The organism is Microbacterium sp. MYb66 (genome assembly GCF_002979435.1).
Classification (GTDB): Bacteria; Actinomycetota; Actinomycetes; order Actinomycetales; family Microbacteriaceae; genus Microbacterium.
In genome coordinates, this window is sequence record NZ_PCOV01000002.1 from 560187 (window position 1) to 584146 (window position 23960).

21 protein-coding genes are annotated in these 23960 nt (G+C 70.1%); 5 read left to right on the forward strand and 16 right to left on the reverse strand.

The annotated features are described in order from the left end of the window. Position 1: 1 nt before the first annotated feature. The 8 genes from CQ045_RS06470 to CQ045_RS06505 form a co-directional block, all read right to left on the reverse strand. Positions 2-1327: an ABC transporter substrate-binding protein gene (locus tag CQ045_RS06470; RefSeq protein ID WP_105721836.1), complete on the reverse strand. Its 1326-nt coding sequence runs from the start codon at positions 1325-1327 to the stop codon at positions 2-4. Between the two features lie 46 nt (positions 1328-1373). Next, complete coding sequence (locus CQ045_RS06475; protein WP_105721837.1) at positions 1374-1748, reverse strand: cupin domain-containing protein; 375 nt, start codon at positions 1746-1748, stop codon at positions 1374-1376. After that, complete coding sequence (lsrF, locus tag CQ045_RS06480) at positions 1745-2635, reverse strand: 3-hydroxy-5-phosphonooxypentane-2,4-dione thiolase (RefSeq protein WP_105721838.1); 891 nt, start codon at positions 2633-2635, stop codon at positions 1745-1747. Before lsrF ends, CQ045_RS06475 begins: the two co-directional genes overlap by 4 nt. A 34-nt stretch (positions 2636-2669) precedes the next feature. Further along, complete coding sequence (locus CQ045_RS06485; protein ID WP_105721839.1) at positions 2670-4274, reverse strand: FGGY family carbohydrate kinase; 1605 nt, start codon at positions 4272-4274, stop codon at positions 2670-2672. Then, positions 4262-5281, reverse strand: coding sequence for an NAD(P)-dependent oxidoreductase (locus CQ045_RS06490; protein ID WP_105721840.1), 1020 nt, complete (start codon positions 5279-5281; stop codon positions 4262-4264). Before CQ045_RS06490 ends, CQ045_RS06485 begins: the two co-directional genes overlap by 13 nt. 40 nt (positions 5282-5321) lie before the next feature. Beyond that, entirely contained in the window at positions 5322-6191 is an 870-nt protein-coding gene (locus CQ045_RS06495; RefSeq protein ID WP_105721841.1) for a GntR family transcriptional regulator, read from the reverse strand. A 306-nt stretch (positions 6192-6497) separates the two neighbouring features. Continuing rightward, entirely contained in the window at positions 6498-7661 is a 1164-nt protein-coding gene (locus CQ045_RS06500) for an acyl-CoA dehydrogenase family protein (protein ID WP_105721842.1), read from the reverse strand. A gap of 152 nt (positions 7662-7813) precedes the next feature. Next, on the reverse strand, positions 7814-8743 hold the full coding sequence (locus CQ045_RS06505; protein WP_105721843.1) for a M15 family metallopeptidase: 930 nt from the start codon (positions 8741-8743) through the stop codon (positions 7814-7816). Positions 8744-8817: 74 nt separating this feature from the next. Here CQ045_RS06505 and CQ045_RS06510 point away from each other — a divergent pair, with 74 nt between their 5' ends. Together CQ045_RS06510 and CQ045_RS06515 are read left to right on the forward strand one after the other, a co-directional pair. Then, positions 8818-9861 (forward strand): Rv2578c family radical SAM protein, encoded by a 1044-nt coding sequence (locus CQ045_RS06510; protein ID WP_105721844.1) that lies wholly within the window; start codon positions 8818-8820, stop codon positions 9859-9861. A gap of 37 nt (positions 9862-9898) precedes the next feature. Next, the gene (locus CQ045_RS06515; protein ID WP_105721845.1) at positions 9899-10438 is read left to right on the forward strand and encodes a YaeQ family protein; all 540 of its coding nucleotides are present in this window, start codon (positions 9899-9901) and stop codon (positions 10436-10438) included. A gap of 25 nt (positions 10439-10463) precedes the next feature. On the opposite strand, the gene CQ045_RS06520 is transcribed toward CQ045_RS06515, so the two are convergent. Both CQ045_RS06520 and CQ045_RS06525 read right to left on the reverse strand, forming a co-directional pair. Beyond that, positions 10464-11768 (reverse strand): hypothetical protein, encoded by a 1305-nt coding sequence (locus CQ045_RS06520; RefSeq protein WP_146115194.1) that lies wholly within the window; start codon positions 11766-11768, stop codon positions 10464-10466. Positions 11769-11939: 171 nt separating this feature from the next. Beyond that, on the reverse strand, positions 11940-14246 hold the full coding sequence (locus tag CQ045_RS06525) for a DEAD/DEAH box helicase (RefSeq protein WP_105721847.1): 2307 nt from the start codon (positions 14244-14246) through the stop codon (positions 11940-11942). A 282-nt stretch (positions 14247-14528) separates the two neighbouring features. Here CQ045_RS06525 and CQ045_RS06530 point away from each other — a divergent pair, with 282 nt between their 5' ends. Further along, a complete protein-coding gene (locus tag CQ045_RS06530) occupies positions 14529-15425 on the forward strand; it encodes an aldose 1-epimerase family protein (RefSeq protein WP_105722210.1) in 897 nt (298 codons plus the stop codon). Between the two features lie 120 nt (positions 15426-15545). On the opposite strand, the gene CQ045_RS06535 is transcribed toward CQ045_RS06530, so the two are convergent. From CQ045_RS06535 to CQ045_RS06550, 4 genes are all read right to left on the reverse strand, one after another. Further along, positions 15546-18758 carry an efflux RND transporter permease subunit gene (locus CQ045_RS06535; RefSeq protein WP_105721848.1) on the reverse strand — a complete coding sequence of 1071 codons (3213 nt, stop codon included), beginning with the start codon at positions 18756-18758 and terminating at the stop codon, positions 15546-15548. A 16-nt stretch (positions 18759-18774) separates the two neighbouring features. Beyond that, positions 18775-19362 carry a TetR/AcrR family transcriptional regulator gene (locus CQ045_RS06540; protein ID WP_105721849.1) on the reverse strand — a complete coding sequence of 196 codons (588 nt, stop codon included), beginning with the start codon at positions 19360-19362 and terminating at the stop codon, positions 18775-18777. Between the two features lie 68 nt (positions 19363-19430). Further along, positions 19431-19790, reverse strand: coding sequence for a CrcB family protein (locus tag CQ045_RS06545; RefSeq protein ID WP_105721850.1), 360 nt, complete (start codon positions 19788-19790; stop codon positions 19431-19433). Beyond that, positions 19787-20161 carry a CrcB family protein gene (locus CQ045_RS06550; RefSeq protein ID WP_258130976.1) on the reverse strand — a complete coding sequence of 125 codons (375 nt, stop codon included), beginning with the start codon at positions 20159-20161 and terminating at the stop codon, positions 19787-19789. Before CQ045_RS06550 ends, CQ045_RS06545 begins: the two co-directional genes overlap by 4 nt. Before the next feature lie 87 nt (positions 20162-20248). On the opposite strand from CQ045_RS06550, the gene CQ045_RS06555 reads away from it, so the two are divergent. Continuing rightward, the gene (locus CQ045_RS06555) at positions 20249-21775 is read left to right on the forward strand and encodes an FAD-dependent oxidoreductase (protein WP_105721852.1); all 1527 of its coding nucleotides are present in this window, start codon (positions 20249-20251) and stop codon (positions 21773-21775) included. On the opposite strand, the gene CQ045_RS06560 is transcribed toward CQ045_RS06555, so the two are convergent. After that, positions 21744-22583 carry a nitroreductase family protein gene (locus CQ045_RS06560; protein ID WP_105721853.1) on the reverse strand — a complete coding sequence of 280 codons (840 nt, stop codon included), beginning with the start codon at positions 22581-22583 and terminating at the stop codon, positions 21744-21746. The genes CQ045_RS06555 and CQ045_RS06560 overlap by 32 nt on opposite strands. 4 nt (positions 22584-22587) lie before the next feature. Next, complete coding sequence (locus CQ045_RS06565; RefSeq protein WP_105721854.1) at positions 22588-22962, reverse strand: hypothetical protein; 375 nt, start codon at positions 22960-22962, stop codon at positions 22588-22590. 234 nt (positions 22963-23196) lie between these two features. On the opposite strand from CQ045_RS06565, the gene CQ045_RS06570 reads away from it, so the two are divergent. Further along, on the forward strand, positions 23197-23958 hold the full coding sequence (locus CQ045_RS06570) for a dienelactone hydrolase family protein (protein WP_105721855.1): 762 nt from the start codon (positions 23197-23199) through the stop codon (positions 23956-23958). The last annotated feature ends 2 nt before the right edge of the window (positions 23959-23960 follow it).

The following is a 23960-nucleotide window of genomic DNA, read 5'->3' on the forward strand; positions in this document are numbered from 1 at the left end:
GTCAGCCGGCCAGGGACTGCCAGGAGTCCCAGGTCTGCTGCATCGCCTGTTCGGCGGTCAGGCTGCCCTGCAGCATGAGCGCGAGGTTGTCGCTCAGCGACTGGATCATGGCCGGGGCCTCCGGCGACGTCGGCCACGACTGCGCGTTCGGCAGCACCTGTGCAGCGACGGCCGACACCTCGGGTGCGAACTCGATGTACTCCGGGCTCTCGAGAGTGGAGGTGCGAGTCGGATCGACGCCGGAGCCGGTCGTGGTGATCAGCTTCTCGTTGGTCTCCTTCGACGAGGCGAAGGCCACGAACTGCTTGGCCAGGTCCTCATCGCTCGCGTTGGGGCTGATGCCCATCGCCCACCCGGCGTTCAGTGCTCCGGAGACCTTGCCCTCCGGGCCGACCGGAAGCGGTGCCACACCCCAGCCGTCGACGATCTTCGACTGCTCCGGGTCCTGGGCGAAGACGCCGAGGTCGGTCCAGAACTCGATCATGCCGACGGAGCCGGAGAGGAACTGCGGGAGCGCCTGCTCGAAGCCGATCTCCAGCGGGCTGGGCAGTGCCGAGGGTGCGGCGTCGAGCATGGCCTGCGCCGCAGCGACGGCGTACTCGGTGTTCAGCTGCGGCATCTGCGGATCGATCGGGTCGGGCGACATCGTGGCCAGACGGTTGAAGAACGTCGAACCGATGTTGAACGCGCTCTTCGAGCCGAGCAGCGCGTTGCCGTAGACGCCGTTCGCCTTCTCGGCATCCGTTATCTTCTTCGAGACCTCGACGTACTCGTCCCACGTGGTCGGCACCTCGACGCCGTTCCGCTCGAAGATCGCCTCGTTGTAGAAGAGCACGTGCGTGTCGCCGTCGATCGGCAGGCCGTACGTCGCGTCCTCATACTGGGAGTAGGGACCGAAGATCGCCTCGATGAAGTCGGCGGAGTCGATGTCCTCGTCCGACTCGACCCATTCGGTGATGTCGGCGAGGGCACCGGCGTCGGCGAGGGCGCCGACCGATGTGTACCAGTACTGGATGACGTCGTAGTTGTTGGTGCCGGACTGCGCGTCCAGGATCGCCTTCGTCTGGATCTGGTCGTAGGGCACGACCTCGACCTCGACCTCGACGCCGGTCTCGGCTTCGAAGTCGGCCTCGAGGATCTTGCCGGCGCCTTCCTGCGGGGCGGCGATGAGGACCTTGAGGGTCTTGTCGCCGCCGTCCCCGGAGGAGCCGCCGTCGTCGCCCGCGCATCCGGCGAGCACGAGGCCCACCGTGGATGCCAGGGCGATGAGGGGCAGGGAGCGACGCGCGAAGCGCGCGGTGGATGAGGAGCGTCGTTGCACACTCATGGTGCTGTCCTTTCGATGTTCTTCTTCGGGTGAGGGGATGGAGCGGTCAGGACGCGGGCTCGGTGCCCGGTGTCCAGGGGCGGTCGACCTTGTCGCCGTCGACCCAGGGGGTCTTCACGAAGACGGCGCGGAACGTCTCGTCGAACGGGTTGCGCACGAAGTGCTCCTCGTGCGGTTCCGCGCGGAGCACGTCGCCGGCCGAGACGACCCTGCGGGTGTCGCGGTCGAGCCAGATCTCCGCACGTCCTTCCAGCACCACGAACGACTCGGTGTGGTGCTCGTGGAGGTGGTTGGCGAACTCGTCGCCGGGACGGAGCACGACCACGCCGAACGCGGCGTCGTCGCCCTGGGCCAGGTAGCCCGGCCCCCAGTCGCCGAACCGCAGCTCGGCGTCTGCGGCACGCAGGACTTCGGCGCTCATGCCGGCACCCGCGTCTCGGTGGCCTCGCGGAACAGCTCGTAGGCGTCGGCGGGATCGAGGTCGTCGTGCACGACGGCGCGGACGGCGCGCATCATGGCCGCCGGGTCGGCGCTCTGGAAGATGTTGCGGCCCATGTCCACGCCGGCGGCGCCCGCGCGGACCGCGTTCGAGGCCATGGTGAGCGCGTCCAGCTCGGGGAGCTTCTTGCCCCCGGCCATGATCACCGGCACCGGGCAGCCCGCGACCACATCCTCGAAGCCCTCGTCGCAGTAGTAGGTCTTGACGAGCTGGGCGCCGAGTTCCGCAATGATGCGGGTGGCGAGGCCCAGGTAGCGGGCGTCGCGGACGAGTTCCTTGCCGACAGCCGTGACGCCGAGCACGGGGATGCCGGCGGCGTAGCCCTCGTCGACGAGCGTGGTGAGGTTGCGGATGCTGCGGCTCTCGTGCTCGCCGCCCACGAACACCTGCACGGCCACGGCGTCCGCGTTGATGCGCACCGCATCCGCCATCGCCATCGCGGTGTACTCGTCGGAGAGGTCCTTGAGGATCGACGGCCCGCCCGAGGCGCGCAGCACGAGCCCGGCGCGGGTCGCCGGCGGCACCGAGGTGCGCAGCGCGCCGCGGGTGCACATGACGGCATCGGCATACTCGGCGAGGGGCGCGATGTTCAGGTCGATGCGCTCGAGGCCGGACGTCGGCCCCTGGAAGTACCCGTGGTCGAACGCCAGCATGACGGTGCGCCCGGTGCCGGGATCGAGGATGCGGGCGAGGCGGTTCTGCATGCCCCAGTCGAGGTTCGCGGCTCCGCGGATGTTCTGCGAGAACCGGACCGCCGGCGTCTCGGCGTGGAACTTCTTCGCTGCGGCGTTGCCTTCGAGGTCTGCCATGGTGTCTCCTTCTGTGGTCGTCGGTCGGGGTTCGTCAGCCGGTGTGCCCGGCGGACGAGAGTCGGGTGAGGGAAGGGTCCAGGGGGCCGCGGGCCGCTCCCGGGGGTGTGAAGAGCGGGGGAAGGTCGGGCCCGGAGATCGAGAGCACGTCGCGGTACACGCGGTGCCACCGCTCGGTCACGGCGCGGTACTGCTCGTGCTCACGGCGGTCGACGCGCTCGATGCGGTCGGGGTCTCCCATCGGCGGCAGAGCGGCACCGACGCCGCGGGCGGCCAGTCGGGCGGCGCCGTAGGAGGTGGCCTCCGGCGCCGGGGTCACGCGGGTGTCGAGCCCCGTGACCCCGGCGATCACGCGCGGCCAGAGTGCGCCCGCGCTCGACCCGCCGGTGAAGGTCACCGACCCCTCGGCGACGGCTCTGCCCTCCGTGAGCGCGGCGAGGATGTCGAGGTGCGCACTCGCCACGATGGCGGCCGACTCCTCGATCGCCCGGATGAACGCTCCGCGCGACGAGCGTGCGGCGTCGTTGATGTCGAAGCCCACGAAGGAGGGAGCCGCGTGGTGCCAGGCATCCGCCTGCATGACGTTCGCCATGGTGGCCACCACGCCGTTGGCTCCCGGCGGCACGGCCGCGGCCCACTCCTCCATCACGGTGAAGGCGGAGGTGCCGGCGGCGCGACCCAGGTCGGCGGCGTCCGGGCACATCGCGTCGCGGAACCAGCGCATGGCGAGCCCGGAGAGGAAGCCGATGCCCTCGACCATCCAGCTGCCGCGGTCCACGTGGCAGAGGGTGCGCAGGCGGCGCTCGGGGTCGATGAGGGGTTCCGACGTGACGGCCGTCGTCTGCCAGAAGGTGCCGGCGACGATCGTCGGGCGCCCTTCCCTGGCTGCGATGCCGTGGAGCGCGAGCTGGGTGTCGGCGCCTCCGGTGACGACGGGCGTGCCCACCGGCAGTCCGGTCGCCGCGGCCGCACCGGGCGTGACCGCTCCGACCACTTCTCCGCACTCGACCACGGCGGGGAGAATGCTGCGGTCGACGCCCACCAGTCCCGCGAGGTCGTCCGACCAGGTCCGGGCCCTGAGGTCGAACAGCGCCGAGCTCGACCCGCTGGTCGGCTCGGTGACGAACTGGCCGGTCAGGCGCGTCGTGACCCAGTCGCTGAGCATCCCGAAGTGCCGGGCCTGTGCGAAGAGGTCGGGCTGATGACGCGCGATCCACCGCAGCCGTGCGGGCGCCGTGATCGACACCCAGTCCCCGGCGGTGCGGTACACCTCGTCCGCGACCCCTTCGGCGACCAGTTCGTCGGCCTCGGCGCGTGCGCGGCCGTCGGTGTTCGGGCACGCCCACAGCTCCTGCCCGGCAGCGTCGTAGAGGACGAAGCCCTCCCGCATGCTCGAGGCCGCCACGGCCGCGACTCTCCGGTCGCCGAGGCGTGCGACCACCTCGGAGACGGCCTCCGCGATGGCGCTCCAGCCACCCTCCGTGTCGAAGACTGTCCCGCCGGGGTGACCGGCCACCGCGGTGTGCGTCCATTCGCGTGCCGCCCGGGTGACGAGCCGTCCTTCGATGTCGAAGGCGAGCGCCCGCGCCGACCCGGTGCCGGCATCGATGGCGAGGAAGACGTCGGTCATCGTTCCCATCGCAGGCTCCCGTCCGTGAGGAAGCTCTCGACCTCGGCGGCGAGCATGTCGGCGCCGCGGACGAGGGTCTCGTTGGTCGCCCCGGCGAGGTGAGGCGTGAGGATGAGGTTCGGCTCGGCGACCAGCTCCGGCCACGGCCCGTCCGGCTCGTTGACGTCGAGCGCGACGCCGGCGAGTCGGCCGCTGCGCAGGGCGTCGAGGAGCGCGTGCTCGTCGACGAGCGACTCCCTGGCCGTGTTGATGAGGAACGATCCCTCGGGCATGCGGGCGATCTGCTCCGCGCCGATCATGTGGCGGTTCTCGGCGGTGGCGCGCGCATGGACGCTGACGACGTCGCTGGAGGAGAGCAGCGCGTCGAGGTCCGAGACGATCGTCGCATCCGGCACCGAGGCCGGGTCGACGAACGGATCGTACGCGGTGATCGTCGCACCGAGCGCGCGGGCGCGGGCGGCCACCAGTCGCGCGACGTTGCCGTAGCCGATCAGCCCCAGACGGAGGCCCTTGACCTCGCGGCCGAACCACCGCGCGCCCTCGAAGGTGGATTCGGCGAGCGGACGCCCCTCGGCCACCCGCTCGTCGACGTCGCGCAACGACGCCGGCACGTTGCGCACGAGCGAGATCAGGAAGCCGATGGTCAGGTCGGCCACGGCATCCGCGTTCTTCCCCGGCGTCGTCGTCACGCGCACGCCGCGCTCGCGGGCCGCGTCGAGGTCGACGTTGACGGGACCGCCGCGGGCGCAGCCGACGAGGCGGAGGTCGGGAAGCGCCGCGAGCACGTCGGCGGTGACCGGCGCCGCGTGGAACGCGATGATGTCGTACCCCTGGCCGATGCGTGCGACCTCTGCCGGGTCGCCCTCGTATTCGCGGATGGAGGACGTGTCCCACGTCGGCGTCGTCATCGTCATCGTCGCCGCGTCGGCGGCGATCCCCCGCTGCGCGAACGCGTGGGCGAAGATCTCGGCGGTCATGTAGCTGTCGCCGATGACGAGGATGCGGTGGTCGGTCATGTGCAGTGCTCCCGGAGAGTTCGTGAGGGTGTGCGGCTGGTCAGCGCAGGGCGGTGGGGTAGCGCCCGGAGGCGGTCTCGGTCGAGATGCCGCCGGCGTCGAACCCGGTGTCGACGCTGACGCGCAGGCGGTCGGTCCGGACCGAGGCGCGGGAGAAGTCGATCGGCTGGCCGCCCTGGTCGTAGGCGACGGCCTCCACGACGACGATCGGATGCCCCGGCTCGACCTCGAGCAGAGCGGCGAGGACACGATCGGCGGCGACGGCCTCGATCGTGCGGTGCATGCGCGCGATCCGCACCCCGGCCACGTTCCTGATCGCCGCGTAGAGGCTCGCCCGGGGATCGCGGAGGTCGGGCAGCACCCCGGCGAAACGGGAGGGCAGGTAGTTGATGACGTGCACGGCGGTGCGAGAGCCGACGGCGCGGACGCGCTCGAGCACGAACCCCATGCCGTCGGGCGAGTCACGGCCCACCACCGCGGCCGCCCACGACGGGAGGGGCTCGATGCCGGCCCGGAGGATCTCGGAGCTCAGTGCACTGCGACCGTCTTCGCTGTACTCGCCGAGGAGGCTCGGCGCCGAGGGGAGCGTCCAGGCCGATGGACCCTGCGCACGCTCGACGAACGCGCCCTTGCCCTGCTGGCGCGAGATGATGCCGGCGCTCTCGAGCCGGGACAGCGCGTCGCGGACCGAGGTGCGCGACGCCGAGAAGTGCTCGCGCAGCTCGTTCTCGCTCGGCAGGCGGTCGCCCGGCGCCCAGGTGCCCTGGGCGATCTCGGCTTCGATCGCGCGCATGATCTGGAACCAGATCGGAGCCGTCGACGTGCGGTCGAGCAGCGGCATGGTGAGAGTGGACATTCCGGCCTCTTCGGTGAGCGGGTGCGGGAACCACTGCGTCCCCGAGTCGGACATCTCGTATCCGACATGTATCGATCATGGTGCAGCACATGTATCCCATGAAGAGACAAGTCGCGAGAATCTTCTCCGCACCTTCCGGCGCCACGAAATCACCCGGTGAACAGGGATTCACTCGAAACGCCGATCGTATGCACGCCGAGCGGACGCCATCGCGCGGGCCGCGCACGCCGCGATGTCCGATACAAGTGGGGCCGGCGCCGACGCCTCAGAGCGACAGGTGCAGCCGCAGAGCCCCGTCCACCGGAACACGGAAGAGGCCCCCGGATGCCGTGGCATCCGGGGGCCTCTCGTCAGCGGGTGTCAGCGCTTGCCGGCGATCTGCCGGCCGACGATCTCGCGCATGATCTCGTTCGTGCCGCCGTAGATGCGGTGCACACGGGCGTCGAGGAAGGCGCGGGCGATCGGGTACTCGGTGATGTATCCGTAGCCTCCGTGCAGCTGCACGCCGGTGTCGAGCACCTCCCACTCGCGCTCGGTCGCCCAGAACTTGACCTTCGCGGCCTCTTCGGCCGAGAGCTTGCCCTCCTTGTAGGCGAGCAGCGCACGGTCGATGTAGGCCCAGAGCGCGTCGACCGTGGTCGCCATGTCGGCGATCTTGAAGCGGGTGTTCTGGAAGTCGATGATCCGCTCTCCGAAGGCCTCGCGGTCCTTCGTGTAGGCGACGGTCCAGTCGAGCGCGGCCTGCGCGGCCGCGGCTCCCGCGACACCGATCGACAGGCGCTCGAGCGGCAGGTTCATCATCAGCTGGATGAACCCCATCCCCTCCTTGCCGCCGATGAGGTTCTCCTCGGGCACGAACACGTCGCTGAACGAGAGTTCGGCGGTGTCGTGGCCCTGGAATCCCATCTTGTGCAGTTTCTTGCCGTGGTCGAAGCCCTCCATGCCGTTCTCGATCAGCACGAGGCTGAACGCGTCCGGGCGGTTACCCTCGCCGGTCTTCACGAACGTGACCACGAGGTCGGCCGTCGCGCCCGACGAGATGAACGTCTTTGCGCCGTTGACGATGTAACCGCCGTCGACCTTCTTGGCCGTGGTCTTGATGCCGCGCAGGTCGGATCCGGCACCGGGCTCGGTCATGGCGAGAGCGCCGACGACCTCTCCGGTGGCCATGCGGGGCAGCCACTTCTCCTTCTGCTCCTGGGTGCCCATGTGCACGAGGTAGGGCACGGCGAGGTCGTCCTGGATGCCGAACGCCCCGGCGAGCGATCCCGCCCCCGCGGCGATGACCTCTTCGTTCACGACCGCACGGAAGCGGTAGTCCTGCAGCATCCCGGCGCCGCCGAACTCCTCGGGCACGGACAGGCCGATGATCCCGGCCTCGCCCGCGGCGAGCATCGTGGCCCGGTCGACCTCTCCGTCGGCGTTCCACTTCTCGATGGCCTCGTTGGTCACGTGGCGCTTGACGAAGTCCTTGACCAGGTCCCGGAAAGCCTCGTGATCCTCGTCGTAGATGTCGCGTTCCATGCCGTCCTCCTGAACGTCTCATGCATCGTTGCTCCGGCGATTCTACGTCGCAGCGCTCAGGCGGGACAGGACGTTGTGAGAATGCATCCCATAAGTGATGACACTGGGTACCGCGGTTGTCGGATGCCGCAACACCCGCGGATTCCGCCCGCTCAGTGCGGGTAATCCGGGGCTGCGGGCAGTCCGAAGAACTCCTCGAGCGTGTGGAATCCGCCGTCATGATAGGCCGCCGCGAGGTCGACGCCGACGTAGCGGAGGTGCCACGGTTCCGGCGCGTATCCGGTGACGGGCGTGCCGATCTGCTCGTAGCGGACGATGAAGCCGTACTCCCAGGCGTGCGCGGCGATCCAGTCGCTCTGCCCGGTGCCGCCGAAGCCGTCGAGACCCCCGCAGCTCGCCCCGCACGCGACCACGTCGAGCGCCAGCCCGGTCTGATGCTCGCTGTGACCGGGACGCGCGGATCCGGCATCCGCGTCCGCCTGACCCTGCGTGCGCACGTGCGTGTCGTAGGTCGACACCTGCAGTCCGTACGAACGGTAGCCGTTGTTCGCGCCGATCCGCCCCGCCCCGGCCGCGACGGAGGCCTCGGCCATCGCTCCGACCGCGGCCGCGACGTCGAGGCGCACACGTCCGGACGGCGTCGTCATCTGCAGGGGCACCGAGTCGAGCGCGGCCGGCTCGTAGTCGGCGGGGTTCAACGGCAGACTCTTGTTCACCACGACCCACACACGGGCGGGATCGGTCAGGGAGATGCACGGGGCGTTCCCCGCGACCACCGCCTCCCGGAAGCGGACACCCCCTCCGAAGGCGGCGACCGTGGCCGCGTCGTCGCCGTTCGCGATCGCCTGCTGCACGGCCGGGTCCGCACACGGGTCGACCGCGGTCGTCGCTCCCACCTTCACCGGCGGCACCTGCATCACCGCGACCGGCACCGGCATCGTGTCGGCGGCCGGCGGAGCGACCGGGACGGACGCGATCGAGAGCATCATCCCGAGTGCGGTCACGGCGACGCCGATCGGCAATGCGGGTCCGCGGATCGGGGAGCGCGGAGCCGCATGCTGAGCGTGCGGCGAGAAGTGCATTGGTCCATCTTCTCATTCGAAGATATCTCGCAGAGTCGCTTGCAATGATTTCGTCTTTCTGTTCGAATGGGTGAATGCGGTGGCAGGGACAGAAGCTCGGAGAGACGGACGCGGCGGCGCTGCCCGGCCTCGAAGACCGCTCGAGCGTGCTGCGCACGGTGACCACGCCGGAGTTCGCCGGCATGACGTTCCACGAGGTGCTGTCGAAGTCCGCTCTCAACCACGTACCCGGGGCGTCGCGCATGCCCTTCGCGTGGACGATCAACCCCTACCGCGGATGCTCGCACGCGTGCGTGTACTGCTTCGCCCGCGGAACACACGAGTACCTCGACCTCGACGGCGGATCGGACTTCGACTCGCAGATCGTGGTCAAGGTGAACGTGGTCGAGGTGCTCGAGAAGGAGCTGCGGCGCGGGAGCTGGCAGCACGAGACCGTCGCGTTGGGCACCAACACCGATCCGTATCAACGCGCCGAGGGGCGCTACAAGCTCATGCCCGGCATCATCGAGACGCTCGCCGCATCCGGCACTCCGATGTCGATCCTCACCAAGGGGACGCTGATCCGCCGCGACATCCCCCTGCTCGTGAAGGCTGCGCAGCGGGTGCCGATCGATGTGCAGATGTCGATCGCGATGTACGACGACGAGCTGCAGAAGGCCATCGAACCTGGGGCACCGACCACGCAGGCACGGCTCGACACCGTGCGCGCCCTGGCCGACGCCGGGTTCCGGGTGACCGTCTTCCTGATGCCGATCATGCCGCACATGACCGACTCGCTCGAGGCGATCGACAGCGCCCTGGCGCGCATCAAGGAGGCCGGAGCGCGCACCGTCATCTACGGAGCCCTGCACCTGCGACCGGGGGTGAAGCCGTGGTTCTTCGAGTGGCTCGGTGCGCACCGGCCCGACCTGGTGTCGTCGTACCGCGGGCTCTACCCCGGCGTGTCGGCAGAGGCCCCCAAGGGGTACCGGCAGTGGCTCGCGAAGCGGGCACGCCCGCTCATCCGGATGCACGGGCTCGACGGCCGCCATGAGGACGACTATCCGCAGCGCGTCCGACCCGTGCGGTTCACGCCGACCGCGGCATCCGAGCCCGCGGCGCAGCCGATGCTGTTCTGAACCGAGGGAGCTCTGCGGCCCCGTAGGCTCGACAGTTATGGCTATCGGCTCCACCATGCACACGTTCGACGTCCAGCTGGCCGACACCGATCGGGGCGTCTACGAGGACTTCTCGCTGCGGGTGGCGCGTCATCCCTCCGAGACCGACGCCTACATGCTCACGCGGATACTCGCCTACGGACTGGAGTTCGCCGAGGGCATCGCCTTCAGCGACGGCATCTCGTCCACCGAGGAGCCCGCCGTGATCGTGCGCGACATGACCGGCGCGATCATGGCCTGGATCGAGGTCGGCGCGCCCGATGCCGAACGCCTGCACTACGGCAGCCGACTCGCCGAGCGCACGGTCGTGTACACCCACCGCGACCCCGCCAAGGTCATGGCGCCGTGGGCGGGGAAGAAGATCCACCGCTCCGATGCGATCCGGGTCTACAGCTTCGACCCCGGATTCATCGAGTCGGCCGTGCCGCATCTGGAACGACGCAACACCATGACCCTCACGGTGACGGAGCAGGTCGTCTACCTCGACCTGAACGGCGCTTCGCTGACGACCTCGATCCACGAGCACCAGCCGGCCTGAGCCCCGGACCGCCCACCGAGCGCGCTCAGAGAGCGGGGGCGGCGTTCCAGGCGTCGACGAAGCCCTGCGTGTCGTCGCCTCCACCCTTCACGAGGTCCGGGTGGAGCTTCCCGGTGACCTTGAACGCGTACGCGGGACGATCGGTCTCCGCCGCCCAGCTCGTCGAACCGAAGATCTCGGCTTCCTGGTCCCGCAGCGCAGCGTGTTTGATCGCCGGGGCGAGCGCCGCGACATCGGCCCCGTGGTCGAGCACGACGTCGAGCTCCAGCGGCCCCAGTGCGACGGAGCGCACTCCCTCGGCATCCGCGAGCCCGAGCGCACGATCGAAGTTCGCGACGTATCCGTCCTCGCTCATGGTCTTCGCGGTGATGCGCGAGCCCGGCTCCTCCTGCTTCAGCACGAAGAGCTGGAGGGAGTTGAACTCCTGGAGGTCCGGCGTCGCGAGAAGAGCCTGCTGCACGCTCGTGGCCGTCTCGGCATCGGTCGTGGTCACCGAAAGATGCAGAGCGCGCGGCCCGTGCGTGTCGATCGAGGCCCCCACGACACCGGCGATCGGCGTGAGGATCGCACTGAGCCTGGCGGCGAGCTCCTCCTGAAGCGCCGGAGCCGTCATGATCCCGCTGAAGAGATCGACGCGGATCTTCGCCTCGCCGGACGTCATCGCGTCGACGGCGGGCGCGGCAGCCGCCGCCCCTTCGACCGTGCGCATCCGCAACGAGAGCGAGTCGTCGTCGAGCGTGTACTTCTGGATCGGAGCGACGGCGGCCACCGCCGCGACCGTCTCGAGGGCGACCTTCAGCGCCGTCGGATCCTGCGTCTCGACCGACGAACGCTCGTGCACATCCGAGACCTTGAGCGATACGCCGTCGGTGAGAGGACCGGCCGCCGCCGCATCCGCCAGCGGCTCGATCGTGGCAGCCGGGTCGATCCCCGCTTCCGTGACCGCCTCGACGCCCAGCGAACCGTCGGAGGACCAGACACGACCCTGCAGGATGCCGTCGACTCCGGACAGCTCGCCCACTGCCTCAGCGAGTCCGGCAACCTCGTCCTCCTCCCCGGCGACCGTCCACTGCCAGGCGCCGGTGCGCACCCTGAGCACCACATCGTCGTCGGTCACGGACTCGGCGAGGTCGTTCAGACGCACGGCAGCCTCGGGGAGGTCCGCCGGTGCGACCGAATCTTCGAGCGTGATCAGGTAGCCGCCGTCTCCCGCCTTCTCGATCGAGGAGACGGCCGCATCCTTCGCGACCTGCTCCTCGAGGTCTTCGCTCTTCCGCGTGCACCCGGCGAGTGCCGTCACGGCGACCACCCCGCCCAACAGCAGAGCCACACCACGTACGATCCCCCGGTTCCGACGCATTACTCCATCGTATGCACGAACGCGTGAAAGCCCGATGGACAGAAATCCCCATCGGGGTCTCGTGCTCGCACCGAGACGGGCGCGGAGGAACGGCAGAGGCCCCGCCCGCGGAAGCGGAACGGGGCCTCTGTCGAGCGGGACTCAGGCGGTCAGGTCGGCCGCGGTCGGCACGCGGCCGGCGATCTCCTCGATGATGTCGTCGTCGAGACGCGCGTTCTCGAACGGCGCGTCGATCTCGGCGCGGTCGAGCAGCTCGGTCATCCGACGCTGACGCTGACGCGTGATCAGAGTGACGACGCGACCCGAACGACCGGCACGACCGGTGCGACCCGAGCGGTGCAGGTACGTCTTGTACTCGTCGGGGGCGTCGGCCTGGACGACCAGGTCGATGTCGTCGACGTGGATGCCGCGGGCGGCGACATCCGTGGCGACGAGCACGTTCACGCGACCCGAGGTCAGGCGCTCGAGGTTGCGCGTGCGCTTGGCCTGGTTCAGGTCACCGTGCAGCGAGACGGCCGGGATGCCGGCGTCGTCGAACTGCTCGGCGAGCATGTCGGCGTAGGCGCGGGTGCGAGCGAAGACGAGGGTCTTGCCTGCGCGGTCGACGAGCGACGTGAGGATGTCCGCCTTGTCGCGGTGCTCGATCACGAGCACGCGGTGCTCGATCGTGCTGGACTCCTGGTCCTCACCGGCGACCTCGTAGACGGCCGGGTCGACGAGGAACTCGTCGACGAGCGCCGCGACCTCACGGTCGAGCGTGGCCGAGAACAGCAGCTTCTGACTGCCGTCTGCCGTGTGACGCAGGATGCGCTGCACGGGCTCGACGAATCCGAGCTCGCACATGTGGTCGGCCTCGTCGAGCACCGCGATGCGGCAGTCCGAGAGGTCGAGCTTGCCCTGGTTGATGAGGTCCTCGACGCGACCGGGGGTGCCGATCACGATGTCGACGCCCTTCTTGAGCGCACCCACCTGGCGACCCTGCGGCACACCACCGTAGATCTGCGTGGTGAACAGGCCGACGCTGCGGGCGATCGGCTGGATCGTGCGGTCGATCTGCAGCGCGAGCTCGCGCGTCGGAGCGAGGATGATCGCACGCGGCGACCGTCCGAACTCGCGGCGCTTGCCGGCCTGCGACTGCAGCACGCGCTCGACGAGCGGGGCGCCGAAGGCGATGGTCTTGCCGGATCCGGTGCGGCCCCGGGCGAGCACGTCGCGCCCGGCGAGGACGGCGGGGATGCTGGCTGCCTGGATCGGGAACGGCGTGGCCGCGCCCATGCCGACGAGGGTCTCGACGATGTTCGATCCGAGGCCGAGGTCGCCGAAGGTCACGCCATCGACCTCGACGGCCGCGACGGACTTCGCCTCGAGGCGCTCGTGCACGACATCGTCACCCGGTGCGAACTTCGCCCCGGTCGACGCCGGGCGGCTGGTGGCGTTCCAGTCGTTGCGGCTCGGTCGATCGTTGCGCGCCGGACGCCCGCGGGTGTCCGAGGTCAGGGGGCGGGGACGCTCGGTGCGGTAGGCGCCACCGGTCGACGGGCGCGAGCGCTCGTCGCGGCCACCCTCGAACGAACGCTGCGTGCGGTCACGGTCGAAGGCACGGCGTGCGCGGTCGGCGTCGTACGAACGCTCGGGGCGCTCGGCGCCACGGCTCGCCGCTGCACCGCGGTCGTCACGACGGGGACGCTCATCGCGGTCGAAGCGCTGACCTCCACGGTCGTCACGGTAGCCACCGGCACCCGTGGGGCGCTGGCCTCGACGGTCGTCGCGAACAGGACGTCCACCGTCGCGGTGGTCGTTGTCGCGGAAGCCCTGACGCTGGGTACCGGCACCGCGGTCGTCGCGGCGCGGACGCTCGTCGCGCTGGCCGCCGCGCTCGTCGCGGTAGGTGCCGGGACCGGTCGGCCGCTGGCCACCACGGTCGTCACGACGCGGACGGTCGTCGCGGTCGAAGCGCGGACGCTCGGCGCCACGGTCGAAGGAACGGGGACGCTCGTCGCGGCCGCCGGCGCGGCTCGGACGGTCGTCGAAACGACGTGCGCCGGTGGCGGGGCGGTCGGTGAAGCGAGGGCGTTCCGTGCGCTCGTCGCCGCGGTGGTGCGGGGCCTCACGGCGTCCGGACTCGGCGCGGTTGCGGATGCTCCTGGCCTCGTCGCGGCCTGCGCGCTCGGACGCGCTCCAGCGCTGCTTGGGCGCACCCGACTCGGCCTCGGCGGGGCGGTAGCCGCGGTGACCCGCGCTCCGGCTGCCCGGGCGACGGTCGTAGCCGCCGGCAGCGGGTGCGGAACGGCGGTCGCCGGCATCCGCTCGTCCACCGCGCTCGTCGCGCGCGCCGTCACGGGCCGGAGCGGCGTGGTGACGATCGTGGAAAGAGGTCTTCTTGGCGCCGTAGCGCGGCTCGAAGTTCGCGGACGGACGTCCGCCGCGGGGCTTCTTGTTCTTCGGCATTGCGATTTCTTCCTGTGTTCTCGCACGAGAACAGCGCAGCGCGCACGCGCATGCACCCAGCGCATGGTCGAACAGGACCTGCGGGGTTCCGGACTGTCAGCGGCCGGGGCCATTCATGTGATGGTTGATTAGCGTCGAGCGACGCTCACCATCGGCCCCTGGACTCACACTTCATACACAGAAAACGTCCGCACCAACGCGCGGGTGTCCGAAGCCGACCGTCCGATACTACCCGGTGCACCTGAGAGAGTGCCGACGCGGGCGTGGCCGTACGATGACGAGGTGAGTACCGCTTCCCCCACCGGCGCCCAGATCTCCCTCCAGCTCGGCCTCGCCAGCGCACAGATCGCCCAGGTCGGCGCATCCCTGCGTTCGCTGCGCATCGGCGGTGTCGACCTCGTCCCGCCGTATCCGCTCGACCTGCCCACGCCGGCCTGTTCCGGTGTGGTGCTCGCTCCCTGGCCGAATCGCGTCCGGGACGGGAAGTGGGACGACGAGGGCACTTCTCGAACTCTCGCCATCACCGAGCCGAAGCTGAACAACGCCAGCCACGGATTGCTGCGGTTCACCGCCTACGAGGTGTCGCACACCGACCGCGAGGCCGTGCTGCGGGCGAGCATCGTGCCGCAGACGGGATACCCGTATCTGGTCGAGACGACCGTGACGTATGCGCTCACCGCCGACGGCATCGACGTGACGCACACGCTCACCAATCGCTCGGCCACGCCTGCCCCGGTCGCCCTCGGCACGCACCCGTTCGTGACGATCGGCGACGTCGATCCGCACGACCTCGTCCTGCGGATCCCCGCCGAGACGGCCTTCGTGACCGACGAGCGGATGCTCCCGACCGGCACCCAAGCGGTCGAGTCGGCCCTGCGCGAGGGAGCCCGGCTCGGAGACCTCGCGCTCGACACCGGGTTCACCGACCTCTCCCGCGACGCCGACGGCCGCGTGCGGCATTCGCTCACGGCGCCCGACGGTCGTCGGGTCACCCTCTGGCAGGGCGAGGGCTTCGACTACGTGCAGGTGTACACGACGCCCGCGTATCCCGGGCAGAGCCTCGCGGTCGCGATCGAGCCGATGACCGCGCCCGCCGATGCGCTGAACAGCGGCCTCGGCATCCGTCGCCTCGCGCCCGACGAGACCTGGACCCTGCGCTGGGGCATCACCTACGCCTGAGACGCCGCTGCGCGATCCCACGCGTGCACCACTGCGCACGAAGTCCGCAGAAAGGCCCCGGATCACGCATCTCATGCGGATCCGGGGCCTTTCTGCGGCGTTGTTCACACCGAGCGGGAGCTACTCCCCGCGCTCGCGCAGCTCGCGCCGGGTGAGCTGCGGCGCGTGCGGCAGCCCCGAGGCGTCGATCAGCACGGGCCGGCCCGACGCTGCGGCAGCGCCGGCGGCATCAGGTCCGACCGGAGCATCAGGGACCGGGGTGCCACCGGCATCCGAGCCGCCGGTCTTGCGCGCGCGGCGACGCTCCCTGGCGCCCTCGACGAGGTTGTAGAGGGTGGGCAGCACGATCAGCGTCAGCACGGTCGACGAGATCAGTCCGCCGATCACGACGATCGCCAAAGGCTGAGAGATGAACCCGCCGTGCCCGGTGATGCCGAGCGCCATCGGGGTCAGCGCGAAGATCGTCGCCAGCGCGGTCATGAGGATCGGCCGCAGACGCTTCTCGCCACCGGCCTTCACCGCCTCGACGGTCGACAGACCCTTCTCCCGGTATTGATTGACGAGGTCGACGAGCACGATCGCGTTCGTCACCACGATGCCGATGAGCATCAGCACGCCGATCAGCGAGGCGACGCCGAGCGGCACTCCCGTGACGATCTGCAGCAGGATCGCACCCGTCGCCGCGAACGGCACCGACACGAGCAGCAGCAGCGGCTGGCGCAGCGACTTGAAGGTCGCGACCATCACCACGTAGACGATCAGGATCGCCGCGAGCATCGCGAGTCCGAGCTGCGAGAACGAGTCCGCCTGCTGCGACGCGACACCGCCGACCTCGGCGGACGCGCCGTCGGGCAGGTCCACCGCGGCGAGCGCCTCATTCACCGACTGCGTGGCGGTGGCGAGGTTGTCGGATGCCGGCGGCACCGTGATCGTCGAGGTCCGACGGCCCTGCTCGGTCGTGATCGAGGTGGGACCGTTGCGCTCCTCCACGGTGGCGATGTCCTGCAGCTGCACGATGCCGAGCGGCGTCGGGATCGCGAGCTCCTTCAGCGCCTCGACGGTGGTCGGCGGCTCGGGCGTGACGATGTAGACCGTCAGCGCGGTGTCGTCGATCTCGACGGAACCGGCCTGCTGCGGGCGCATGGTGCTCGACACGATCGAGCCGACGGCGACCTCGGAGAGCCCGCGCTGGGCGGCGGCCTCCCGGTCGACCACGACGGCGATGTACGGCAGCGACGCGGCGAGGTTGTCGGTGACCTGGCCGATCCCGTCGCGTCCGTCGAGCTCCTCGACGAGAGCGGTGGTCGCGGTCTGGAGGTCGTCGGCGTTCGAGGCCGTCACCGTGATCTCGATGTCGCTCGACCCGAAGCCGGCGGATGCCGCGACCGACACGTCGCCCACGTCGTCGCCGAGTCCGTCGATCGCGTCCTGCACGTCGGCGCGCAGCTTCTCCTGGTCGGCGTCGCCGTCGGTCAGCACCGAGTAGGTGACGCCGGCGCCGCCGGAGAAGGCGTCGCTGAGCGCGGAGCCGCTGGTGCCGATCGACGCCTGCACGTGCTCGATGCCGTCGATGCCGAGCAGCGCGTCCTCGACCTCCACCGCCGCATCCGACTTCGCCTGCAGGCTCGCGGTCGGGCCGAGGTCCTGCGTGACGGTCATGGTGTTCTGCCCCGAGTCGCTGAGGAAGTTGATCTTCATCAGGGGTGCGGCGGCGAGCGTGGCGCCGAGCACGACGACGGCGAGGATCACCGTGAGGCCGGAGTGCTTCAGGGTCCATCCGAGGATCGGCCGGTAGACGCGCTGCAGCTGGGTCGGCGGGGCATCCGGGTGCTCCGGATCGATGGCGTTGCCGTGCTCGTCGAGCAGCTCCTTGCCGGGCTTGAGGAACCAGTAGGCGAGCACCGGGACGATCGTCAGCGCGACGAGGAGCGAGGCGACCATCGCGATCGTCACGGTCATGGCGAACGGCCGGAACAGCTCACCGACCATGTCGCCCACGAAGACGATCGGCAGGAAGACGGCCACCGTCGTGATGGTGGATGCCGTGATCGCCATGGCGACCTCGCGCACGGCGAGGCGGATCGCATCGCCCTTGTCGGCGTCGCCGACGTAGTGACGTTTGATGTTCTCGATCACCACGATGGAGTCGTCCACCACTCGCCCGATCGCGATCGTGAGCGCGCCGAGCGTGAGCACGTTGAGCGAGTAGCCGAACGCCTGCAGCCCGATGAAGGTGATCAGCACGCTGGTCGGGATCGAGATCGCCGTGACCAGGGTGGAGCGGATCGAGAGCAGGAAGACCAGGATGACGATCACGGCGAACACCAGGCCGAGCAGGCCCTCGGTCGCGAGGGTCTCGATCGACTGCACGATGAACGGCGCCTGGTCGAAGATCACCGTGAACTCGGCATCGGGGAAGGCGTCGCCGATCGTGTCGAGGGCGGCGATGACGCCGTTGGACACCTCGACGGTGTTCGCTGCGGGGAGCTTCGTGATCGAGATCGAGAGTGCGTCCTTGCCGTCCACCCGCGAGATCGAGGTGACGGGGTCGGACTCCTGCACGACCGTGGCCACGTCGCCGATGGTGAGATCCGTGCCGACCAGCGGCAGTGCGGCGATCTCGTCGACGGACGTGATCTTCGCGCCGGTCTGCACCGTGAGTGTCTGGCCGTCTTCGGTGATGTCACCGCCCGGGAAGAGCGTGCCGTTCTGCTGCAGTGCAGAGCTGATGGCCTGCGTGCTCTGCCCTGCGGCCGCGAGCTCGGCCACATCCGGGGTGATGCTGATGCGCTGGCCGACCCCGCCGACGATCTCGGCGGCGTTGACGCCGTCGACGTCTTCGAGTTCGGGGATCGCGACGGATTCGAGCTCGGCCTGGGCGTTGTCGGCATCCTCGAAGCCCGTGACGGCGACCTGGATCACCGGGAAGTCGTCGATCGACACCGAGAGCACCTGCGGGCTCACATCCTCCGGCAGTTGCGAGGAGATGCGGTTGATCGCCTGCTGGATCTTCTGCTCGGCCGTGGCGAGGTTGGTGCCGTAGGCGAACATCGCCTGCACGATCGACGCGTTGGTGGTGCTGGTCGCGGTGGTCGACTCGAGCCCGGGCACACCCTGGATCGCGGATTCGACCGGCGTGGAGACGTCGTTCTCGACGACCTCGGGCGAGGCGCCGGGGTAGGTGGTCATGACCACCAGTGCCGGCAGCTCGAGCGAGGGGATGAGCTCCTGCTTGAGGTTCGTGAGGGCGAGCCCGCCGAACACCGCCGCGACGATGGTGATGAGGGCGATGAGCGCGCGGTTCTTCAGGCTCAGGATGGCGAGTTTCGACAAGGCGGTTTCCTCGGTGTCAGGGTGTGGCTGTCGCTGCGGAGGGGGTGGAGACGGAGTCTCCGAGGATCCGCGCCAGTGCGGTCTCGATGAAGGACTGTTCGAGGCGGGCGTCGCGGATCTGCATGCTCCACATGACGCCGTCGATGAAGATCATCGCCGCTCTGGCACGGTCGGCGCCATAGGTCGGCTCGAGCAGTTCCACGAGCCGGTCCGACAGATGACGGGCGAGCTCGCGGAGACGGGGGTCGTGCACGGCGGCGGTGACCACGGCGCGGTCGGCCTGCACCGCATGGTGGTCGTCCATGCTCTCGAACACGAGCGCGGCGATCACGGCGGGGCTGTCACCGCGTTCGACGATGGTCTGACGCACGCCGTCGAGGCGGGCGTCGACCTCCTCGGCGAGCGCACGGAACGCGGCGGCACGGAGGTCGTCGAGCGTGTCGAAGTACTGGGTCGTGGCGCCGAGGGGCACATCCGCGCGGGCGGCGACCATGCGATGCGTGACGGCCTCGGCGCCGACCTCGACGATGAGCTCGGCGGCAGCGGTCACGATCTCGCGACGGCGCGCTTCAGGGTCGCGCCGACGACGCGGTCCTTCACCCATCGAGCACCCCCTGGACATCCGTACATGTACGTTTGTACATTTCCGGATTGTGAGGATGCTGGGAGGGCTCAGAGCGCAGAGCCGAGAGCGAGACCCGCCCCCGCAGCGAGCAGACCGAGCAGCAGCATCCCGATCGCGTTGAACACGGATGCCGGGCGCTCGCCGTCACGCCACAGCGCCACCGTGTCGAGCATCGCCGTGCTGAAGGTCGTGTAGCCGCCGAGGAGGCCGGCACCCAGCAGGAACGCGGCGTCCGGCAGTGCGGTCGCGACCAGGCCGAGCGCGAACGAGCCGGTGATGTTCACGAGCAGGATGCCCCACGGGAAGCGGCGTCCGGCGAGGCGGGCCACCCCGAGGTCGACGAGATACCGCAGCACCGCCCCGAGTCCTCCGGCGAGCGCGGCGCCGAGGAAGAGCAGGGGGCTCACGATGCGGCTCCGGTGCGCGGCGTTCCCAGGCGGAGACCCAGTGCCGCGGCGCAGAGTCCGAGCAGGAGGCTCCCCGCGGCGTACGCGAACGCGAGGACCGGCGCGTGCGACCAGAGCGCGAGGGTGCCCGTCATGAACGCGCTGTAGGTCGTGAAGCCGCCCAGCACCCCGGTGCCGAGCATCAGCCGCAGGTCGGTCGACGCCGGCAGCCGTGCCGCGAGCACCCCGATCAGGAACGCGCCGAGGATGTTCGCGATGAGGACCGCGACGGGGAAGCCGCCCGCATCGGGGAGCGCGAGCCCGAGGCCGAGCCGCGCCGCCGTGCCGACCGTGCCGCCGACGGCGACGAGGAGGATGCGGCGGAGGGTCACGTCCGCCACTGTAGTCGCCGGCTGGCAGTGCGCCCGCCGGATGTCAAGGCGGTGGATGCCGGGGCGCGCACGGCGTTGACTGGCGGCATGAAGCCCCTCTGGAAGCTCGACAAGACCCTGCCCGTCGGCTCGCCCTTCGAGCCGGGGGCGCGGCACGACGTCCTCATCGTCGGCGCGGGTCTCACCGGTCTGTCGACCGCGGTCATGCTCACCCGCGCGGGGCTGGACGTGGCGGTGATCGAAGCCGGGGAAGTCGCCGAGCTCGCGACGGGCGGGAACACGGGCAAGCTCTCCCTCCTGCAGGGGCAGCGTCTCGCCACGATCCGCCGACACCACCCCGCCGCTCTGGTGCGCGCGTACGTCGACGCCAACCGCGCGGGGATGGAGTGGCTGACGGCCTTCGCCGACAATGCCGGGGTCTCGTACACCCGCCGCGCCGACCACTCCTACGCCCAGGGCCCCGACGGCCTCGAAGCCGTGCGCGACCAGCACGCCGCCGCCCGCGAGGCCGGACTGCCGACGCGGATGCTGACGCCGAGCGAGTCCTCGGCGACCTCCTTCCCGATCGCCGGCGCCGTCGCCCTCGAGGACCAGGTCGCGATCGACCCGGTGGACGTCACCCTGGCGCTGGCCGCAGAGCTGCTCGCGGTGGGCGGAACGCTCCACACCGGCATCCGGGTCACGAGCACCCATGCGCTGGCGGGTCGCGTCGACACCCCCGCCGGTCCGCTGTTCGCCGACCACGTCGTGCTCGCGACCGGGACCCCGATCACCGACCGCGGTCTGTACTTCGCGAAGACGCACGGCCTGCGGTCGTACTGCGTCTCGTTCCGGGTGCCCGACCTCGCCCTCGAAGGCACCTTCCTCTCGGTCGACGGGCCGACCCGCTCGATCCGTCCGGTCTCCGAGGCCGACGGACCGGGTTCCGCGGCGCAGCTCGTCGTCGGCGGGAACGGGCATCCGGTCGGCCGCTCCGACAGCGAGTCCGCCGCGGTCGACGATCTCGTCGCCTGGACGCGCCTGCACTTCCCGGACGCCGAGGAGACCCACCGCTGGTCGGCGCAGGATTACGAATCGCACAACCTGATCCCGTTCGTCGGAGCCATGCCGCGCGGGCTCGGTCGGGTGCGCTTCGCCACGGGCTACGCCAAGTGGGGGCTGTCGAATGCGCCGGCCGCCGCGCTCCGCCTCACCGCCGAGATCCTCGGCACGCCGCGGCGCGAGCGACCGTCCTGGATGACCGCGATCGCCACCCGGCTGACCGTTCCGGCTGATCTCTGGCGCGGAGCATCGGAGGGCGTAAAAGTCGGCAGGGAGGCGACGCAGGGATGGGTCGAGGCCGAGTCCCACTCCGTGCCCGTGCCTCAGCCCGCCGAGGGCGAAGGCGTCGTGGCGAACCGTGCGGGCCGCCCCGTGGCGATCTCGACGGTCGACGGCGTCACCCGCGCGGTCGGCGCCGTGTGCACGCACATGGGCGGCGTGCTCGCGTGGAACGATGCCGAGTGCACCTGGGACTGCCCGCTGCACGCCTCCCGGTTCGCGCCCGACGGCACGCGCATCGAGGGACCGGCGCTGGAGGACCTCACCCCGCTGTCGTCGGAGGGCCGGGAGTGACGTCTCCCGGGGGAGGACCGTCATCCCACCCCTGCTGCGGCGTATCGCCGTTCTCGCGGAACACGTACTGGGAGACGAGCTTGCGCTGACTGCTCGACCAGTCGATCGCGGGGCGGCGCTGCTCGGGCGGCAGGTAGCCGAGCCGGTAGACGGCCATGAGCTCCAGATCCTCGGGGACGCGAAGCAGCTGCACGATCTCGTCCCACCGACCGGGCACCTCCATCGGGAAGGAGATGAACTGGATGCCCATGCCGAGCTCGACCGTGGTGAGCCAGATGTTCTCCATGGCCGCCCCCATGCTGAACACGGAGTAGAAGGACGAGAGCTGTCCCGGTCGATACTCGCTGCGGTCGAGCATGACGCCCAGCAGCAGCGGTGAGCCGGCGACGAGCTTGCGGTTCTCGGCACCGAGGGTCTTGGGCACCCCGAACGTGTTCATGAGCGTCTGGCCGCGCTTCGTGAACACCTGCGAGGTGAACGGGCGGAGCGCGGCGGGGAGCTTGTCGAACAGCATCCCGCTGCGCTTCTCCTCCATCTCGGCCTGGCTGAATCGGAAGTACGGCTTGTACCGCTCGAAGAACGTGCCGTTCGACATCGCCTCCGTCATGCTCTCCCCCGAGATCCCGGCGATCTGCTCGATCGTGTCGCGGCTCTCGATCACGACGAACCGCCAGGGCTGACTGTTCAGCTGCGAGGGCGCCCGGCCCGCCGCCTCCAGGAGGATGCGCTGATGCTCCTCCGTGACGGGGTCGGGCAGGAACGCGCCGTTCGTGGTCTTGCGGCGGCGGATGGCGTCGAGCAGTTCCATGCGTTCACTTCCGGTCGGAGCGGCGGCGCGAGACGACGAGTCCCGCGACGATGAAGGGGGCCGCGGCGAGCGCGACCAGCGGATGCCGGCGGCCGTGGCTGCCGAGGTAGGGGATCGCGGCGAGGGGTACGGCCGCGGGAAGCAGTGCGAGGGCGGCGCGGCGACTCGGACGGCGCGGCTCGCCCCAGATACCGGCGCTCACGGCGAGCGCTGTAGTCGCGCAGGTCGCGATGTAGAGGGCGTGGTGCAGCCACCGGAAGTTCCGGGTGTCGACGAGGCGGAGGGCGACCGAGACGCCCAGGGCGCAGTTCGCCGTGTAGGCGGTGGTCGCTGCGACGAACAGCGGCGCGGCGTTCGAGCGCCGACGTCGGTGGAGCATGACCCGACCCTACGCCCGGCGGTCGTCGGCGATCGCCCCCTTGCGCACCGCACTGCCCATTGGGTACGGCGAGTACGGGCCGGAGCGTGACGCAGTACCCTGGAACCCCGTGCCCGAGACCAGGAGGTGGTACCCGTGATCAGAACGACGTCGGTGCTCCTTCGAGGAGTCACGGTCGGGCGATAGGTCGCCCGGGAGTGCCGCGGCTCTGCCGCACTCTCGAAAGGTACGACCATGACCATGCATTTCACACAAGCCCCTCGTCTCGCCGATGGCGTCATCGAGCGGGAGTTCACCGTCGGGGGAATCCCCGGCATCCTCTGGACCCCGGTGTCCGCGTCGGTGGAGGCCCCTGTTCCGCTCGTCCTCCTCGGGCAGCCAGGCGGCTTCGGTCTGCGGCGCATGCTGCCCCGCCTCGCCGGACGGGCGCACGCGTGTGCGGCGCAGGGGTTCGCCTCGGTCGCGATGGAGCTTCCCGGTGCGGGCGAGCGCACGCCGTTGCCCGGTGCCGCCGAGGCGCGCGCTGACCTGATCCGCGTGCTCGACGAGGGGCGGCGCCCCGGAGATGACCTGATCGACCGGTTGATCCTGCCGCTCGTCGACGCGGCGGTTCCCGAGTGGCAGCGTACGGTCGACGCCGTGCTCGCGCTGCCCGAGATCGGTGATCGCGTCGGGATCTCGGGCGGCGTGATCGCGGTTGCCACGCGTCTCGCCGCCGTGGATCCACGCATCGTCGCGGCGGGGATGTTCGCCGGGAGCTATGTGCCACGCTCCACGTTCGCGGACGCGCGGCGGCTCACGATCCCCGTGCACGTGCTCCTGCAGTGGGACGATGAAGGCAACGACCGGCAGATGGCGTTGGATCTGTTCGACGCCTTCGCGTCCGCGGAGAAGACGCTGCAGGCCAATCTCGGTGGGCACACCGGCGTCCCGGCGTTCGCCGCGGAAGACGTGGCGCGCTTCTTCGCTCGGCACCTGGGCTCGGCGGCGGGCTGAGC

Excerpts from the sequence above, each read along its gene's own strand:
- CQ045_RS06495 (WP_105721841.1), bottom strand. The coding sequence starts at position 6,191 with ATGTCCGACTCGGGGACGCAGTGGTTCCCGCACCCGCTCACCGAAGAG.
- CQ045_RS06475 (WP_105721837.1), bottom strand. The coding sequence starts at position 1,748 with ATGAGCGCCGAAGTCCTGCGTGCCGCAGACGCCGAGCTGCGGTTCGGC.
- CQ045_RS06560 (WP_105721853.1), bottom strand. The coding sequence starts at position 22,583 with ATGGAACTGCTCGACGCCATCCGCCGCCGCAAGACCACGAACGGCGCG.
- CQ045_RS06470 (WP_105721836.1), bottom strand. The coding sequence starts at position 1,327 with ATGAGTGTGCAACGACGCTCCTCATCCACCGCGCGCTTCGCGCGTCGC.
- lsrF (WP_105721838.1), bottom strand. The coding sequence starts at position 2,635 with ATGGCAGACCTCGAAGGCAACGCCGCAGCGAAGAAGTTCCACGCCGAG.
- CQ045_RS06555 (WP_105721852.1), top strand. The coding sequence starts at position 20,249 with ATGAAGCCCCTCTGGAAGCTCGACAAGACCCTGCCCGTCGGCTCGCCC.
- CQ045_RS06510 (WP_105721844.1), top strand. The coding sequence starts at position 8,818 with ATGCGGTGGCAGGGACAGAAGCTCGGAGAGACGGACGCGGCGGCGCTG.
- CQ045_RS06525 (WP_105721847.1), bottom strand. The coding sequence starts at position 14,246 with ATGCCGAAGAACAAGAAGCCCCGCGGCGGACGTCCGTCCGCGAACTTC.
- CQ045_RS06505 (WP_105721843.1), bottom strand. The coding sequence starts at position 8,743 with ATGCACTTCTCGCCGCACGCTCAGCATGCGGCTCCGCGCTCCCCGATC.
- CQ045_RS06565 (WP_105721854.1), bottom strand. The coding sequence starts at position 22,962 with ATGCTCCACCGACGTCGGCGCTCGAACGCCGCGCCGCTGTTCGTCGCA.
- CQ045_RS06570 (WP_105721855.1), top strand. The coding sequence starts at position 23,197 with ATGACCATGCATTTCACACAAGCCCCTCGTCTCGCCGATGGCGTCATC.
- CQ045_RS06485 (WP_105721839.1), bottom strand. The coding sequence starts at position 4,274 with ATGGGAACGATGACCGACGTCTTCCTCGCCATCGATGCCGGCACCGGG.
- CQ045_RS06500 (WP_105721842.1), bottom strand. The coding sequence starts at position 7,661 with ATGGAACGCGACATCTACGACGAGGATCACGAGGCTTTCCGGGACCTG.
- CQ045_RS06515 (WP_105721845.1), top strand. The coding sequence starts at position 9,899 with ATGGCTATCGGCTCCACCATGCACACGTTCGACGTCCAGCTGGCCGAC.
- CQ045_RS06540 (WP_105721849.1), bottom strand. The coding sequence starts at position 19,362 with ATGGGTGAAGGACCGCGTCGTCGGCGCGACCCTGAAGCGCGCCGTCGC.
- CQ045_RS06490 (WP_105721840.1), bottom strand. The coding sequence starts at position 5,281 with ATGACCGACCACCGCATCCTCGTCATCGGCGACAGCTACATGACCGCC.